This is a genomic window from Curtobacterium sp. 314Chir4.1 (genome assembly GCF_900215175.1).
Classification (GTDB): domain Bacteria; phylum Actinomycetota; class Actinomycetes; order Actinomycetales; family Microbacteriaceae; genus Curtobacterium; species Curtobacterium pusillum_A.
In genome coordinates, this window is sequence record NZ_OCMI01000002.1 from 447567 (window position 1) to 464098 (window position 16532).

Here is a 16532-nt window from a genome sequence, read left to right on the forward strand (position 1 = left end):
TTCGCGTGTTCTTCGATGAATCGTTTCAACGGTGCTGCGAGGACGTTACCCGTGGATCGACACGAGGGCAAGTCGCTCCGCCGAATCGCCGGGCCCGATGCCAGGATGACCCCATGGCAGTGAGCGTTCGTGACGTCGCAGCGCTCGCCGGCGTGTCACTCGGCACGGTCTCGAACGTGCTGAACCGCCCGGACAAGGTCGCCCCCGGCACCGTCGAACGGGTGCAGTCCGCGATCGCCGAACTCGGCTTCGTCCGCAACGACTCGGCACGCCAACTCCGCGCCGGTCGCAGCTCCACCGTCGGGCTCATCGTGCTCGACGGCGGCAACCCGTTCTTCACCGACGTCGCCCGCGGCGCCGAGGACGCCGCGATGCGGAAGGGCCTCGCCGTCCTCGTCGGCAACTCCGACGAGTCCGTCGACCGCGAGCACACCTACGTCGACCTCTTCGAGGAGCGCCGCGTCGCCGGACTCCTCATCTCCCCCGCCGGCGACGACCTCACGCGGCTCGAGCGGCTCCGCGACCAGGGCACCGCCGTGGTGCTCGTCGACCGACGTGCCGACGACGAGCACTTCGCCTCGGTCTCGGTGGACGACGTCGCGGGCGGACACATCGCGGTGTCGCACCTCACGTCGATCGGGCGGACGCGCATCGCCTTCGTCGGCGGCCCGTTCGGCATCCGGCAGGTCGCCGACCGGCACGCCGGAGCGGTCGCCGCCGCAGCCGCCGCGGGGGCGTCGCTCGAGGTGCTCACCACCTCGTCACTGTCCGTCCTCGAGGGCCGCCGCATCGGCGAAGCACTCCAGGCCCGCCCGGCCGCCGAGCGCCCGGACGCGGTGTTCGCGGCGAACGACCTCCTCGCCGTCGGCCTCGAACAGGCCTTCATCATGCGCGGATCGATCCGCGTTCCGGACGAGATCGCCATCGTCGGGTACGACGACATCGCGTTCGCCGAGGCTGCCGTCGTCCCGCTCACCTCGGTGCGGCAGCCGGCGCAGGACCTCGGGCGGCGGGCGATCGAACTGCTGCTGGCCCAGGTCGAGGAGGGCCAGGAGGTCGAGACCCTCCACGTGGAGTTCACCCCGGAGCTCGTCGTGCGGCAGTCCACGGTCGCCGAGCGCTGACGCGCGCGCCGCGCGCCGCGCGCCGCGCGCCGCGTTTTGTGCTGGGCGACCGTCCTCGCGCTCCGGAGCGCGAGAACGGTCGCTGAGCCGGAGACTCGGCTCGCGTCATGCGAGACTCGGCTCCGCCGTGTCGGACTGGAGGCGCGTGGCGGCGCCGCACCGTGCCTCCAGTCCGGTGGTGGGCCGGGACGACACCCCGCTCCGCCTACGATCGGAGCATGGTGGATGTCCCACGGCGCGACGGACCGCCGAGCGTGCACCACGTCGCGGCTCGAGCGGGCGTCTCGCTCGCGACGGTCTCGAACGTCCTGAACCACCCCGAGCGCGTCGCCGACGGCACCGCGGCCCGCGTCCGCGCGGCGATCGCGGAGCTCGGGTACACGCCGAACCGCAACGCCCGCGCCCTGGTGTCGGGGAGCACGCGAGCGATCGGCCTGGTCGTCACGTCGCTGCGGAACTCCCTGTTCACGGACATGGTGAGCGGAGCCCAGACGGCCGCGCGCGACCGTGGGAACACCCTGCTGGTGGCGAGCAGCGAGAACGACCTGGTGGCGCAGGGGGAACACCTGGCGTTCCTCGAGAGCACGAGGGTCTCCGGCATCCTGCTGGCCTCCATGACGGAGTCGCGCGACCAGGTCGAGGCCGCGAAGCAGCACGGCCGGCCGATCGTGTACGTCAACTACGAACCGACCGAGGTCGACGCCTGCTCGGTCATCGTCGACAACGAGCAGGCCGGGTACGTCGCGACGAAGCACCTCGTCGAGCAGGGATGCCGACGGATCGGGTTCGTGAGCGCGCGACCGGACCTGCAACCCGTGGCGCGACGCCGGGCCGGCATGCTCCGGGCGATCGCCGAGCACCCAGGCGTCGAGCTCGTGGACGTCGACGCCGGTGACATCGACCCTCCCGGCGGGACGGACGCGGGCGCACGCATCGCCGCCATGCCCGCCGAGGTCCGGCCGGACGGCGTGCTCGGCGTCACGGACCTGCTGGCGATGGCGGTCGTGACCGAACTGCGCGCAGCGGGGATCCGCGTGCCGGAGGACATCCCGGTGTCGGGCTGCGACCACAACTCGGTGGCGTGGGGTGGCGCGGTGCCGCTGACCTCGGTGACGATGCACGGCGAGGAGATGGGCGCGGCGGCGGTGTCGCTCCTGCTCGACGAGTTGACGGACGACCCCGCGGAGCACGTGCACCGGACGGTGATCCTCGGCAGCGAGCTCGTGCCGCGGGAGAGCACGCTCGGACGGGTGCGCGCCGCCGAGGTGGCCGCGGCGGGGACGCCGAGCGACCCGAGGCGCACCGAGGCCTGAGTGGGGGCGCGGCCGGCGGCGGCCGCTGCAGGCGCATGTGTCCGGCCAAAGCGACAGTCTCCGGCGGACACGCACCGTCCGTGTCGCCAGAGCGACTGTCTCCCGCAGATCTCCGGCGGCAGCCTGTCGCTTTCGCGAACCACCGCACCGCGCCCCGGGCCGTGCGGGAGCACGCGCTTCCGTAACGAATCCGAATCAGTGATTGACACGCTTCAATCCGCATGGTTCCATTCCGATTGAAACGTTCTAAACAGCACCACCGGAACCCGCATCGGCGCGGGCCCGGGTCCGTTTCACCCGGGGTCACCCCGCCCCGGGCCTTACGAGGAGGTAAGGAATGTCAGCTCGTTCCCTGACCACCCGGCTGCTCGCCATCGGCGGCGCCACGGTCCTCATCGGCGGTCTCGCCGCCTGTTCGTCCGGCGGCTCCGCCGACACCGGCAATGGCGGCGGCAAGGTCACGATCACGTACCTCGCCGACAACGCCGAGGCCACCGCCGCCACCGCGAAGCCGCTCATCGCAGCCTTCGAGAAGGCGAACCCCGACATCACCGTCAAGTTCGACACGAAGCCGCAGGGCACCGACGGCGACAACCTGGTGAAGACCCGGCTGTCGACCGGCGAGATGGCCGACGTCTTCAACTACAACTCCGGCTCGCTCATGCAGGCCCTCAACCCGGACAACACCCTCGTCGACCTCTCGAAGGAGAGCTGGGCGAAGGACGTCGACCCGCAGTTCACGAAGGTCGTCAGCACCGACAAGGGCATGTACGGCGCACCGTTCGGCACCAGCTTCGGCGGCGCGGTCCTCTACAACAAGAAGGTCTACGAGAAGCTCGGCCTGAGCGTCCCGACCACGTGGTCGGAGTTCATCAGCAACAGCGAGAAGATCAAGGACGCCGGCATCGCGCCGATCATCCAGACCTACGGCGACACCTGGACCAGCCAGCTGTTCGTCCTCGGCGACTTCGCGAACATCACCGCGCAGCAGAAGAACTGGGCGACGCAGTACACGAAGCACAAGGAGTCCTACGCGGACCAGCCGGCACTCGCCGGGTTCCAGCACCTCCAGGAGGGCAAGGACAAGGACCTCTACAACGAGGACTACGCGTCGGCCACGCAGGCGAACGGCCTGAAGATGCTCGCCGACGGCACGGGCGCCCAGTACCCGATGCTGACCAACGCGATCTCGGCGATCCAGCAGGACTCGCCCGACGCGGTGGACGACATCGGCGCCTTCGCCCTGCCGGCGGAGAACGCAGACGACACGAACCTCACCATCTGGGAGCCGAACGGCCTCTACATCCCGAAGACGACCACGGGCGACAAGCTCACGGCCGCGAAGAAGTTCATCGCCTTCGCGAACTCGTCCGAGGGCTGCAAGGTGCAGAACGACACCGGCACCCCCGGCGGCCCGTACGTCATCTCGACGTGCACCCTCCCCGACTCCGTGCCCCCGATGATCGGCGACCTGCAGAAGTACCTCGACGACGGCAAGGCGAGCCCGGCGCTCGAGTTCCTCTCCCCGATCAAGGGCCCGAACCTCGAGAAGATCTGCGTGCAGGTCGGCTCGGGCATCACCAACGCGGCCAAGGGCGCTGACCAGTACGACGACGACGTCGTCCAGCAGGCCCAGCAGCTCGGCATCAAGGGCTGGTGACCGGCGTGACCGCGACGCTCACGACGGCGGTTGCCCCGCCGCAGACAACGAAGGCGGGCCCCGGCCCGGCCCGGAAGCGGATGCGCTCGTTCTACCCGGCGTGGTTCTTCATCCCGGCGATCGCGCTGTACGTCGTGTTCTTCGCGGTCCCGACCTTCGCTGGGTTCTACTTCTCGCTCACCCGCTGGACGCTGTTCGACCAGACCTTCATCGGCTTCGACAACTTCGTCCGGTTCTTCCAGGACCCGCAGCTCGTCTCCGGGTTCGTGCACACGTTCGAGTACGGGTTCGTGACGAGCGCGGCGAAGGTGGTCCTCGGACTCGCCCTCGCGCTGCTCCTCACGAGCCCCGTGCTCGGGCGCGGGTACCTGCGAGCGGTGGTGTTCTTCCCCGTGCTGGTGTCGACCATCGGCATCGGCATCACGTTCAAGGCGCTGATGGACCCCTTCCACGGGATCATCAACGGCGTCCTCGGTTCGGTCGGCCTCCCCACACCGGGGTGGCTGACCGACCCGGCCCTCGCCCTCTGGAGCGTCGCCGCGGTGGACGTCTGGAAGGGCGTCGGCATCGCGACGCTCATCTTCATCGCCGGCATCGTGGCGATCCCCCAGGAGTACTTCGAGGCCGCCAGGGTCGACGGTGCGAGCTCGTGGACGATCTTCCGGAACATCACGCTCCCGCTGTCCCGACCCGCGATGGGGACGGTCATCATCCTGTCGCTGATCGGCGGGCTGCGATCGTTCGACCTCATCTGGGCGATGACCGGCGGCGGACCGGGGTTCACGAGCGACGTCATCGCGAGTGTGATCTACAAGCAGTACCAGGCCGGGTTCTACGGGCTGTCGACCGCGGGCAACGTCGTGCTCTTCATCGTCGTGACCGCGATCATGGTCCCCGTCTCCTGGCTGCTCAACCGCAAGGAGGCGGAACTGTGACCGCGACCACCGCGCCCGCGCGCCGGCCCGTGAAGCGCCAGACCGTCCAGCGGTGGACCGTCGGCTCGATCGCCATCGTCGTCAGCTTCGTGGTCTTCCTCGTGCCGTTCGTCTTCGTCCTGCTGCAGGCCGCGAAGAGTCCGGCCGAGGCGAACCAGCTCGGCTTCAGCCTGCCGACCCAGTGGCAGCTGTGGCAGAACCTCGTCGCGGTCATGCAGACCGGCGACGGCGGGATCCTGCGCTCGTTCCTGAACAGCGCCGTCCTCACCGTGGGGAGCGTCATCATCATGGTGGTGTTCTCCGCGATGGTCGGCTACGTCCTGCAACGGCGGCCGAGCAAGTGGAACGGCGTCATCAACTTCTTCGTCCTGGCCGGCCTCATCGTCCCGCCCGCGATCGTCCCCACGATCTGGGTGCTGCAGGGGCTCAACCTGTTCAAGACCATGGGCGGGATGATCCTCATCGAGGCGACCTTCGGCCTGTCGTTCTGCATCCTGCTGTTCCGGGCGTTCGTCGCGACGATCCCCAAGGAGCTCGACGAGGCCGCCGTGCTCGACGGCGCCGGACCGATCCGTCTGTTCTTCGGAGTCGTCCTGCCGCTGCTCAAGCCGGTGATCATCACGGTCGTGCTCGTCCAGTCGGTGACGGTGTTCAACGACTTCACGAACCCGCTGTACTTCCTGCCCGGGTCCGAGAACGCCACCGTGCAGCAGACGCTGTACACGTTCCAGAGCCAGTCGGTCAGCCAGCTGAACCTGCTGTTCACGGACGTGCTGCTCATCACGATCCCCCCGCTGATCCTCTACGTCTTCTTCAACCGCCAGATCGTCGCCGGCATGACCAGCGGCGCCGTCAAGGGCTGACGCCCGACCCCGGCCTGGAGGCGCGACCCGCCTCCTCCGCACCGCCCACCCGGGCGGGCGGCCGGGCCCCAGACCCCCGCACCGGTCGACGACGACCGGTCGCGTGAAAGGACCACACCACATGACCACCTGGACCGCACCGTTCATCGCGAGCGACGCCGACCTCGGGAGCGCACCGATCCTGCGCCGGGAGTTCACCCTCGACGACGGCCACGGCGCCGTCACGAGCGCGACCCTCGACGTCAGCGCACTCGGTGTCGTCGAGGCCTGGCTCGGCGGGACCCGCGTCTCCGACCACCTGCTCGAGCCTGGATGGACGAGCTACGAGTGGCGCCTCCGCGTCGTGTCGCACGACGTCACGGCGCACCTCACGGACACCGGGTCGGGCGACGCCGCCGTCCTCGCACTCGTGCTCGGCAGGGGCTGGGCCGCCGGCCGCCTCGCCTGGGGCGGCGGTGGCGGCTGGTACGCCGACGAGGTCGCCGGGTTCGCCGAGCTCCGGATCGTGTTCGCGGACGGCCACGAGCAGCGGGTCGCGACGGACACCGACTGGCAGGCGCTGTCGAGCGCCATCACCGCCGACCAGCTCTACGACGGCGAGGACATCGACGCCCGCCTGCGCGACGGCTCGTTCCTCACGCCGGGCGACGTGACCGTGCCGAGCGTGGACGGACACGAGGGTCGCACCAGCACGGTGCACACGGTGGACCTCGGCGACCGCGAACTCGTCGCGGACACCGTCCCGCCGGTCCGTCCCCTCGCCGAGATCGCCCCCGTCGCGGTCTGGACGAGCCCGTCCGGCGCGACCCTGGTCGACTTCGGGGTGAACCTGGTCGGCTGGATCCGCGTGACGACCTCCGGCCCGGCCGGCACCGTCCTGACCCTCCGTCACGCCGAGGTCCTCGAGCACGACGAGCTCGGCACCCGTCCCCTGCGCACCGCGAAGGCCACCGATCACTTCACCCTGAGCGGCGGCGACGACGTCTTCGAACCGCGCTTCACGTTCCACGGCTTCCGCTACGCCCAGGTCGACGGGTGGACCGGCACGCTCGACGACCTCCGCTCGGCGGTCACCGCGGTGCAGGTCGGATCGGACCTCACCCGGACCGGCACGTTCGAGTCGAGCCACGAGCTGCTCAACACGTTCCACGACAACGTCGTCCGCGGCATGCAGGGCAACTTCCTCAGCGTGCCGACGGACTGCCCGCAGCGCGACGAGCGCCTCGGGTGGACGGGCGACATCGCCGCGTTCGCCCCGACGGCCTCGTACCTGTTCGACACCAGGTCGTTCCTCGGCGACTGGCTCCGCGACGTGTGGCTCGAGCAGCAGCACGCCGACGGCGTCATCCCGTTCGTGGTGCCGGACGTGCTGAAGTACTCCCCCGCCGAGGACTTCGGCACGCCCGACGCGACCGCGATCTGGTCGGACGCCGGCGTGTGGGTGCCCTGGACGCTGTACCAGGCGTACGGCGACACCGCGGTGCTCGAGGAGCAGCTCGACTCGATGACGGCGCACCTCCGTCGCATCAAGGGCCACCTCTCCCCGCAGGGCCTCTGGGACACCGTGTTCCAGTTCGGCGACTGGCTCGACCCGGACGCCCCGCCGGAGGACGCCGCCAAGGCGAAGGCCGACCCGGGCGTCGTCGCGACGGCGTGCGCCTACCGCAGCGCCACCCTGGTGGCGCAGGCGGCGCGGTTGACGGGCCACGAGGCGGAGGCGACCGAGGCCGAGGAACTCGCCACGGGCCTCCAGGCCGCCTTCACCGAGCACTACGTGACGGACGGTCGGATCCGCTCCGACTGCACGACCGTGTACGCGCTGGCGATCGTCTTCGGCATCCTGTCCGCCGACGACGAGGCGAAGGCGGGCGACCGCCTGGCGGAGCTGGCCGAGCAGTCCGGCTACCGGATCTCGACCGGGTTCGCCGGCACGCCGTTCATCACCGACGCGCTGACGCAGACCGGCCACCTCGACGACGCGTACCGGCTGCTGCTGCAGACGGAGTGCCCCTCGTGGCTGTACCCGGTCACGATGGGCGCGACCACCGTGTGGGAGCGCTGGGACTCGATGCTGCCGGACGGCACCATCAACCCGGGCGAGATGACCTCGTTCAACCACTACGCGCTCGGCGCCGTGGCGGACTGGATGCACCGCGTGGTGGGTGGCCTCGCGCCGCTGACCCCCGGGTACGAGTCGGTGCTCATCGCGCCACAGCCGGGCGGTGGCCTGACGTGGGCGTCGACCTCGCTCGACACGGTGCACGGGCACGTCGCCGTGCGGTGGGAGCTCGTCGACGGCGAGCTGCTCGTCCGTGCGACGGTCCCGGAGGGTGTCTCGGCCGTGGTGCGCCTGCCGGGTGCTGCGGAGCAGCGGCTCGGCGGCGGGACGCACGAGCTGCGCGCGCCGGCCGCGGTGCCCGCAGCGTAGCGGGGCGGGCGGGCGCGGGTTCCTGCTCGCGCCCGTCCGCCGGCGGCTCCGCACAACCAAACGCACCTCGCACCACGCAATCGCGCGGTTCCGAACCACTTTGGTTGTGCGCAGACACCCCGCGCTTGCGCGAACCGCGCGCGGCGCGTACGGTATGAAACGATTCAATCGACCACGAGGAAGTGACACGATGACATCTGCGAGCTTCAGCTCCGTCGCCGACCAGCTGGCCAGGCAAGCGATCGAACTCCCGAGCTGGGCGTTCGGCAACTCCGGCACCCGCTTCAAGGTGTTCGGGACGCCCGGCACGCCGCGCGACCCCTACGAGAAGATCGCCGACGCCGCCCAGGTGCACAAGTACACCGGCCTCGCCCCGACCGTCGCGCTGCACATCCCGTGGGACCTCGTCGACGACTTCGCCGACCTGAAGCGGCACGCCGAGGAGCACGGCGTCTCGCTCGGCACCGTGAACTCGAACACGTTCCAGGACGACGACTACAAGTTCGGCGCCCTGACCCACGTCGACGAGACGATCCGGCAGAAGGCGATCGACCACCACCTGCGTTGCATCGACGTGATGGACGCGACGGGATCGCGCGACCTGAAGATCTGGCTCGCCGAGGGCTCGAACTACCCGGGGCAGGAGGACATGCGGAGCCGCCAGGACCGCCTACACGAGTCGCTCAGCACGATCTACGACCGCCTCGGCCCGGACCAGCGCCTGGTGCTCGAGTACAAGTTCTTCGAGCCGTCCTTCTACCACACGGACGTCCCGGACTGGGGCACGAGCTACGTGCAGACGGCAGCGCTCGGCGACAAGGCGATGGTCTGCCTCGACACCGGCCACCACGCCCCCGGCACGAACATCGAGTTCATCGTCATGCAGCTCCTGCGCCTCGGGAAGCTCGGTTCGTTCGACTTCAACTCGCGCTTCTACGCGGACGACGACCTCATCGTCGGTGCGGCGGACCCCTTCCAGCTGTTCCGCATCCTGGTCGAGGTCATCCGCGGCGGTGGCTACGACAACCCCGACGTCGCGTTCATGCTCGACCAGTGCCACAACATCGAGGACAAGATCCCCGGGCAGATCCGCTCGGTGCTGAACGTCCAGGAGATGACGGCGCGTGCGCTGCTGCTCGACCGCGTCGCACTGACCGCGGCGCAGGAGGCACACGACGTCCTCGGCGCGAACGAGATCTTCATGGACGCGTACCAGACGGACGTCCGGGCCGACCTCGCCGCGTGGCGGGAGTCCCGTGGGCTGCCGGCGAACCCGATGCGCGCGTACCTCGAGTCGGGGTACCAGCAGTCGATCGCCGAGGACCGCGTCGGCGGCGTCCAGGCCGGATGGGGCGCGTAGACATCATGACGAGCACAGGACTGGAGGCACGGGTGGACCCCGCAACGCAGCGCACGGACGCAGACACGACGATCAGTGCACTCATCGCACGATCGAACGCGCTCGGCTCGGATCCGCGGATCACGAACTACGCGGGCGGCAACACCTCCGCCAAGGGCACCGACACCGACCCCGTCACGGGCGAACCGGTGGAGCTGCTCTGGGTGAAGGGCTCCGGGGGCGACCTCGGCACCCTCACCCCGGCGGGCCTCGCGGTCCTGCGGGTCGACCGCGTCCGCGCACTGCAGGACGTCTACCCGGGTGTCGAGCGCGAGGACGAGATGGTCGCCGCGTTCGACTACACGCTGCACGGCAAGGGCGGTGCCGCGCCGTCGATCGACACGGCGATGCACGCGCTCGTCGACGCCGCGCACGTCGACCACCTGCACCCGGACGCCGGCATCGCGATCGCGACGGCAGCGGACGGCCCCGAGCTGACCGAGCGGATCTTCGGCAACCGGGTCGTGTGGGTCCCCTGGCGTCGCCCGGGGTTCCAGCTCGGCCTCGACATCGCCGCGATCAAGCGCGACAACCCGCAGGCGATCGGCACGATCCTCGGCGGTCACGGCATCACGGCCTGGGGCGACACGAGCGACGAGGCCGAGGCGAACTCGCGCTGGATCATCGACACGGCGGAGCAGTACATCGCAGCCAACGGGAAGGACCAGCCGTTCGGGCCGGTCCGCCCCGGGTTCGAAGCGCTGCCGACCGACGAGCGCCACGCGCGCGCCGCCGCGCTCGCGCCGACGATCCGGGGCATCGCCGGGCACGACAAGCCCGTCGTGGGACACTTCACCGACTCCGACGTCGTGCTCGACTTCCTGGCGAGCGCCCGCGCGGAGGAGCTCGCCGCCCTCGGAACGAGCTGCCCGGACCACTTCCTGCGGACGAAGGTGAAGCCGCTCGTCCTCGACCTGCCCGCTTCGGCGAGCACCGACGACACCATCGAGCGACTGCGGACGCTGCACCAGCAGTACCGCGAGGACTACCAGGCCTACTACGACCGGCACGCGACGCCGGAGTCCCCTGCCATCCGCGGCGCCGACCCACTCATCGTGCTCGTCCCCGGCGTCGGGATGTTCTCGTACGGCAAGGACGCCCAGACCGCCCGGGTCGCCGGCGAGTTCTACGTCAACGCCATCAACGTCATGCGCGGCGCGGAGTCCCTCAGCACGTACGCCCCCATCGACGAGGCCGAGAAGTTCCGCATCGAGTACTGGTCGCTCGAGGAAGCGAAGCTCCAGCGGATGCCCGCCCCGAAGAAGCTCGCCACGCGCATCGCGCTGGTGACCGGCGCCGCGAGCGGGATCGGCAAGGCCATCGCAAAGCGCCTGGCGGCCGAGGGCGCCGCGGTCGTCATCGCCGACCTCGACCTGGCGAAGGCGCAGGACGCCGCAGCCGAGATCGGGAACACGGACCAGGCCATCGGCGTCGCGGCGAACGTGACGGACGCCGGCGCGATCGACCAGGCGATCCAGCAGACGCTGCTGCACTTCGGCGGTCTCGACCTCGTCGTGAACAACGCCGGGCTCTCGCTCTCCAAGTCCCTCCTCGAGACCACCGAGCAGGACTGGGACCTGCAGCACGACGTCATGGCGAAGGGCTCGTTCCTGGTGTCCAAGGCGGCGGCGAAGGTCCTCATCGAGCAGGGCCTCGGCGGTGACATCGTGTACATCTCGTCGAAGAACTCGGTGTTCGCCGGCCCGAACAACATCGCGTACTCGGCGACCAAGGCCGACCAGGCGCACCAGGTCCGCCTGCTCGCCGCCGAGCTCGGCGAACACGGTGTCCGCGTCAACGGGATCAACCCCGACGGCGTCGTCCGCGGCTCGGGCATCTTCGCGTCCGGCTGGGGTGCCAACCGCGCGAAGACGTACGGCATCGAGGAGCAGGACCTCGGCAAGTTCTACGCCCAGCGCACGATCCTCAAGCGCGAGGTCGTGCCCGAGAACGTCGCCAACGCCGTCTACGCGATCTGCACCGACGACTTCTCGCACACCACCGGGCTGCACGTGCCGGTGGACGCGGGTGTCGCGGCAGCGTTCCTGCGCTGATGAACGACAGGAGGTAGCGACGTGACGAACAACGGCACCGTCGCCGCCGTCGACCTCGGGGCCACCAGCGGCCGGGTGATCCTCGGCCACGTCGACGCCGACGACATCCGGATGGAGCTTGTCGCCCGGTTCCCGAACGGCCCGGTGACCCTCCACGAGGGCGACCGCGAGGCGCTGCACTGGGACATCGTCGAGCTGTACCGGCAGGTCACCGCGGGCCTCCGCGACGCCTTCGGCCGGCACCCCGAGATCGCGAGCATCGGCATCGACTCGTGGGCGGTCGACTACGGGCTGCTCCGCGACGGGCGCCTGCTCGGGCTGCCGTACCACTACCGCGACGAGCGGCACGAGCACGGCGTCGCTCCGGTGCACGAGCGAGTGTCGGCGGTCGAGCTGTACGCCCGGAACGGCCTGCAGCACCTGCCCTTCAACACGGTGTTCCAGTTCGCCGCCGACCCGTCCGTGCGGCTCGCCCAGCGGGCGCTGCTCGTCCCCGACCTGCTCGGGTACTGGCTCACCGGGGTCGAGGCCGCCGAGCGCACCAACGCGTCGACCACCGGGCTCCTGCACGCGACCACCCGCGGGTGGGACCCGACGTTGCGGGCTGCTGCGCGCCTCCCGTCCGGACTCCTGCCCACCCTGCGCGACCCGGGTGACCGTCTCGGTCCCCTGCTGCCGTCCGTGGCCGACGCCGTCGGCGGCGTCGCTCCGGTGACGCTCGTCGGGTCGCACGACACGGCATCAGCGGTCGTCGCGGTGCCCGCGACGGAACCGGACTTCGCCTACGTCTCGTCCGGCACGTGGTCGCTCGTCGGCGTCGAACTCGATGCGCCGGTCCTGTCGGACGCGGCACGCCGGGCGAACTGCACGAACGAGGGCGGGGTCGACGGCCGCGTGCGCTTCCTCAAGAACGTGTCGGGACTGTGGTTGCTGTCCGAGAGCGTCCGCACCTGGGAACGTGGCGGGGACCGCATCGACCTGGAGGCACTGCTCGCCTCCGCCGCGGCCGTCACGGCCCCGGTTCCCGTCTTCGACGTCGCGGACGAGTCGTTCACGCCGCCGGGCGACATGCCGTCGCGCATCGCGGCCTGGTGTGCCGCGCACGGCCTCAGCGCGCCGGCTTCGCCGGCCGAGTACGTGCGGTCGATCCTCGAGTCGCTGGCGTCCGCGTACGCGGAAACCCTCGAGACGATCATCACCGTCACGGGCCGAGACGTCCGACAGGTGCACATCGTCGGTGGCGGGTCGCAGAACCGTCTGCTGTGCCAGCTGACCGCCGATCGGACCGGGCTGCCGGTCGTGGCCGGACCCGTCGAGGCGACCGCGCTCGGCAACGTGCTCGTGCAGGCACGGGCAGCCGGGCTGGGCGGATTGCCCGGTGCATCGCTCGAAGCGCTGCGCGACCGGGTCGCCCGCACCGTCGAGCCCGTGCGGTACACCCCCGCCACCTCCCCCACTTCGACCCACCGATCCACCCCGAGACGTAGGATGTCTGTATGACCTCGACCGACAACCAGCACCGAGTCGACCCGGCGACGGGCGCACCGGCAGCGACCCCGGGCGCCCCGTCGGCCCGGCGCACGCCGATCAAGCGTCAGCTGCCGACCGTTCGCGACCTCGCACCGCTGATGCAGTTCAAGAAGCCCTCGCTACCGGGACGCCGTCAGCGTCTCGAGCAGGCGTTGACGATCTGGGACCTCCGGGACATCGCCGCGCGACGCACCCCCCGCGCCGCCTTCGACTACACCGAGGGCGCGGCAGAGGCCGAGATCTCCCTCGCCCGCGCCCGCCAGGCGTTCGAGGACATCGAGTTCACGCCCGCGATCCTGCGTGACGTGTCGTCCGTCGACACCTCGAGCTCGGTGTTGGGTGCGCCGGTCGCGTACCCGTTCGGCATCGCACCGACCGGGTTCACCCGCATGATGCAGACCGAGGGCGAGCGAGCCGGGGCCCGGGCGGCCGGACGCGCGGGCATCCCGTTCTCCCTGTCCACGATGGGCACCACCGCGATCGAGGACGTCCGCGACGCCAACCCGCACGGGCGCAACTGGTTCCAGCTGTACATGTGGAAGGACCGCGAGAAGTCGATGGCGCTCGTGTCCCGTGCCGAGAAGGCCGGGTTCGACACGCTGCTCGTCACCGTGGACGTCCCCGTCGCCGGCGCCCGCCTGCGCGACAAGCGGAACGGGTTCTCGATCCCGCCCCAGCTGAGTGCTCGCACCGTGCTGAACGCCATCCCGCGCCCCTGGTGGTGGTTCGACTTCCTCACCACCGAGCCGCTGGCGTTCGCGTCGCTCGACCGCTGGTCCGGCACCGTCGGGGAGCTCCTCGACCACATGTTCGACCCGACCGTCACCTACGAGGACCTGGAGTGGATCCGCTCGCAGTGGAAGGGCAAGGTCGTCGTCAAGGGCGTGCAGTCCCTCGCGGACGCCAAGCGCCTGGCGGACATGGGCGTCGACGGCATCACGCTGTCGAACCACGGCGGGCGCCAGCTCGACCGCGCTCCCGTGCCGTTCCACCTGCTCCCCTCCGTGGTGAAGGAGGTCGGCAAGGACACCGAGGTCCACCTCGACACGGGCATCATGTCGGGCGCCGACATCGTCGCCGCCGTCGCCCTCGGCGCACAGTTCACGATGGTCGGACGCGCCTACCTGTACGGCCTGATGGCGGGTGGCGAGGCGGGGGTCGACCGGATGATCCAGATCCTGTCCGAGCAGATCGAGCGGACGATGCGCCTGCTCGGGGTCGCGTCACTCGAGGAGCTCGAGCCGGGGCACGTCACGCAGCTGCAGCGGCTCACACCCATCGCCCGGACCTGACGCGGGGCAGGCACCCCGCGGCGTCCCCTCGCGCTCCCGCGGCGTCCCCTCGGCCCGAGTCTCGGTCAGGGCGACAGTTCCCGCGACCAGCGGCGCGAGAACTGTCGCGCAGGCCGAGTCTCGGCGCGGCCGAGTGCCGGCGGGAACGGTCAAATCGGGCAGGACCCCCCAAACGGGGCACAGATGATGCATGATGTTCGGGGACCCGTCACCGAAATCCGTGGATCGCGCCGTGGAGCGGGCCCCTTCCGTGCCCGAGCCCCACCCGAGGAGCCCGACATCTCTGCTTCGAAGCACCTGCGCGACCGCGCGCAGCACGCATCCACGACGAACCGTCCGACCCGTCACCGCCGCAGCCGCATCGTCCTGGTGGCAGCGGCCGCCAGCGCCCTGCTGATCGGCGTCCCGACCGCTGCCTCCGCCCACGACTGGTGGGGCGGACGCGGCCACCAGTCACCACCCACGGCCCCGGTCTCGCCGACACCGACGGACGAGGCCACGCCCTCTGACCAGGCCACACCCTCCGACCAGGCCACACCCTCCGACGAGGCCACGCCGACCGACGAGGCCACCCCCACCGCGAGCCCGTCCGCCGACTCCGCCCCCATCGAGGAGTCGGCACCCTCCGACGACGCGACGCCCGGCGACGACACCGCCCCCGCTGACGACGCAGCTCCGGCAGACCTGGTCTCCCTCGCGCCCGACACGTCGTTCGTCGAGAACTTCGACCTGTCCGCCGTGACCGGTCTGGTCAGCCGCCTCTACCCGCAGGCGTGGCAGCCCTACCCGGACGGGACGTCCGGCATCTACGAGCCGAGCAAGACCGTCTCCGTCCACGACGGCGTCATGGACGTGCAGCTCGGCGGCGCGGGCACGGCCGGCACGTTCGGCTCCCGCGCCGACGCCTACGACCACGTCGGCGGGACGTTCTCCGTGCGCGCGAAGGCCACCGGCGGCGACGGCAACGGAGCGGCCTTCATGCTGTGGCCGAGCTCCGACAAGTGGTCCGACGGTGAGATCGACTTCCCCGAGGGCAACTTCGACGAGAGCCCGTCGGCGTTCCACCACTCGATGACCCCCGGACACGAGGCCGAGCGCGTCCAGCTCGGCACCGGTGTCTCGTGGCGTGACTGGCACACCTACACGATCGACTGGGACCCGGGGAAGTCGGTCACCTACAAGGTGGACGGCAAGGTCATCGGCACCGTCACGCACGACGTCCCGACGACCGAGCACCGGTTCATGTTCCAGACCGGCAACTGGGGCGAGTCCGGGAACCTCCTCATCGACTGGGTCGCGACGACCGAGTAGCGGGCGCGACCAGACCACGGACTGGAGGCGCGGTGCCGGCTGGCACCGCGTCTCCAGTCCGTCAGTGGTCGCGCTCGGGAACAGCCGGTGCCGAGGACGGCACCGTCCAGGTCCCACGGAGCCGATCGAGGACGTGCTCGATGTTGCGGAGCGTGCGGCGCGTCTCCCACACGGAGTAGGCGCACATGCCGAGGAACAGCGCCAGGATGAGCCACCAGAACGGGTTGACGGCGAACGCGGCCCACACCGAGAACACCCCGAAGACGACGGCCATGACCGGCACGATCACGCGGTTGTTCCGGTAGCGCTTCCGGGTCGCCTCGAGTTCGCGCGTCCACACGACGTGGTCGACGGAGTCCGGGACCTCGCCGGTGCGCACCGCCCGCTGGATCGCCGCCGCCTGATCCGTCCCGCCCGCCCGACGCCGACGGTAGGCGATGAGGATGCCGAAGAACACCGTCATGAGCACGGCGTAGAAGACCGAGCCGATCGCCCGACCCGCGAGGTGATCCGGGTCGGGGTCCGAGGCGACGCCGATCCCGAGGTAGAGCCCCCCGACCAGGACGAAGAGCACGGGCAGGAGTGCCGGCAGTGGCAGCCTCCGGAAGCGGTCCATGGTGCGT

Annotated in this window: 12 protein-coding genes; 11 read left to right on the forward strand and 1 reads right to left on the reverse strand. The window is 70.4% G+C overall.

Annotation, left to right across the window (positions count from 1 at the left end; all coding sequences use genetic code 11):
* Positions 1-113: 113 nt before the first annotated feature.
* The 11 genes from CRP27_RS07085 (at position 114) to CRP27_RS18185 (ending at position 15909) form a co-directional block, all read left to right on the forward strand.
* Positions 114-1124, forward strand: coding sequence for a LacI family DNA-binding transcriptional regulator (locus CRP27_RS07085; protein WP_097179995.1), 1011 nt, complete (start codon positions 114-116; stop codon positions 1122-1124).
* Positions 1125-1342: 218 nt separating this feature from the next.
* Entirely contained in the window at positions 1343-2437 is a 1095-nt protein-coding gene (locus tag CRP27_RS07090) for a LacI family DNA-binding transcriptional regulator (RefSeq protein WP_176505496.1), read from the forward strand.
* Positions 2438-2774: 337 nt separating this feature from the next.
* A complete protein-coding gene (locus CRP27_RS07095) occupies positions 2775-4097 on the forward strand; it encodes an ABC transporter substrate-binding protein (RefSeq protein WP_097179997.1) in 1323 nt (440 codons plus the stop codon).
* Positions 4098-4177: 80 nt separating this feature from the next.
* Positions 4178-5032, forward strand: a complete 855-nt coding sequence (locus CRP27_RS07100; RefSeq protein ID WP_097179998.1) for a carbohydrate ABC transporter permease — start codon at positions 4178-4180, stop codon at positions 5030-5032.
* 29 nt (positions 5033-5061) lie between these two features.
* Entirely contained in the window at positions 5062-5895 is an 834-nt protein-coding gene (locus CRP27_RS07105) for a carbohydrate ABC transporter permease (RefSeq protein WP_097180336.1), read from the forward strand.
* A gap of 121 nt (positions 5896-6016) precedes the next feature.
* Positions 6017-8323 (forward strand): family 78 glycoside hydrolase catalytic domain, encoded by a 2307-nt coding sequence (locus tag CRP27_RS07110; protein ID WP_097179999.1) that lies wholly within the window; start codon positions 6017-6019, stop codon positions 8321-8323.
* Between the two features lie 190 nt (positions 8324-8513).
* A complete protein-coding gene (gene rhaI / locus CRP27_RS07115; protein ID WP_097180000.1) occupies positions 8514-9683 on the forward strand; it encodes an L-rhamnose isomerase in 1170 nt (389 codons plus the stop codon).
* Between the two features lie 5 nt (positions 9684-9688).
* A complete protein-coding gene (locus CRP27_RS07120; RefSeq protein ID WP_097180001.1) occupies positions 9689-11776 on the forward strand; it encodes a bifunctional aldolase/short-chain dehydrogenase in 2088 nt (695 codons plus the stop codon).
* Between the two features lie 21 nt (positions 11777-11797).
* Positions 11798-13276 (forward strand): rhamnulokinase family protein, encoded by a 1479-nt coding sequence (locus CRP27_RS07125; protein WP_097180002.1) that lies wholly within the window; start codon positions 11798-11800, stop codon positions 13274-13276.
* 128 nt (positions 13277-13404) lie between these two features.
* Complete coding sequence (locus CRP27_RS07130) at positions 13405-14598, forward strand: alpha-hydroxy acid oxidase (RefSeq protein ID WP_097180337.1); 1194 nt, start codon at positions 13405-13407, stop codon at positions 14596-14598.
* Between the two features lie 369 nt (positions 14599-14967).
* The gene (locus tag CRP27_RS18185) at positions 14968-15909 is read left to right on the forward strand and encodes a glycoside hydrolase family 16 protein (protein WP_255257468.1); all 942 of its coding nucleotides are present in this window, start codon (positions 14968-14970) and stop codon (positions 15907-15909) included.
* 61 nt (positions 15910-15970) lie between these two features.
* On the opposite strand, the gene CRP27_RS07140 is transcribed toward CRP27_RS18185, so the two are convergent.
* On the reverse strand, positions 15971-16525 hold the full coding sequence (locus CRP27_RS07140; RefSeq protein ID WP_097180003.1) for a hypothetical protein: 555 nt from the start codon (positions 16523-16525) through the stop codon (positions 15971-15973).
* Between the last annotated feature and the right edge of the window lie 7 nt (positions 16526-16532).

What these genes read in the sequence shown, in the direction of transcription:
- CRP27_RS07120 (WP_097180001.1), top strand. Translation starts at nt 9,689, where the DNA reads ATGACGAGCACAGGACTGGAGGCACGGGTGGACCCCGCAACGCAGCGC.
- CRP27_RS07095 (WP_097179997.1), top strand. Translation starts at nt 2,775, where the DNA reads ATGTCAGCTCGTTCCCTGACCACCCGGCTGCTCGCCATCGGCGGCGCC.
- CRP27_RS07085 (WP_097179995.1), top strand. Translation starts at nt 114, where the DNA reads ATGGCAGTGAGCGTTCGTGACGTCGCAGCGCTCGCCGGCGTGTCACTC.
- CRP27_RS07090 (WP_176505496.1), top strand. Translation starts at nt 1,343, where the DNA reads ATGGTGGATGTCCCACGGCGCGACGGACCGCCGAGCGTGCACCACGTC.
- CRP27_RS07140 (WP_097180003.1), bottom strand. Translation starts at nt 16,525, where the DNA reads ATGGACCGCTTCCGGAGGCTGCCACTGCCGGCACTCCTGCCCGTGCTC.
- CRP27_RS07130 (WP_097180337.1), top strand. Translation starts at nt 13,405, where the DNA reads ATGCAGTTCAAGAAGCCCTCGCTACCGGGACGCCGTCAGCGTCTCGAG.
- rhaI (WP_097180000.1), top strand. Translation starts at nt 8,514, where the DNA reads ATGACATCTGCGAGCTTCAGCTCCGTCGCCGACCAGCTGGCCAGGCAA.
- CRP27_RS07110 (WP_097179999.1), top strand. Translation starts at nt 6,017, where the DNA reads ATGACCACCTGGACCGCACCGTTCATCGCGAGCGACGCCGACCTCGGG.
- CRP27_RS07100 (WP_097179998.1), top strand. Translation starts at nt 4,178, where the DNA reads ATGCGCTCGTTCTACCCGGCGTGGTTCTTCATCCCGGCGATCGCGCTG.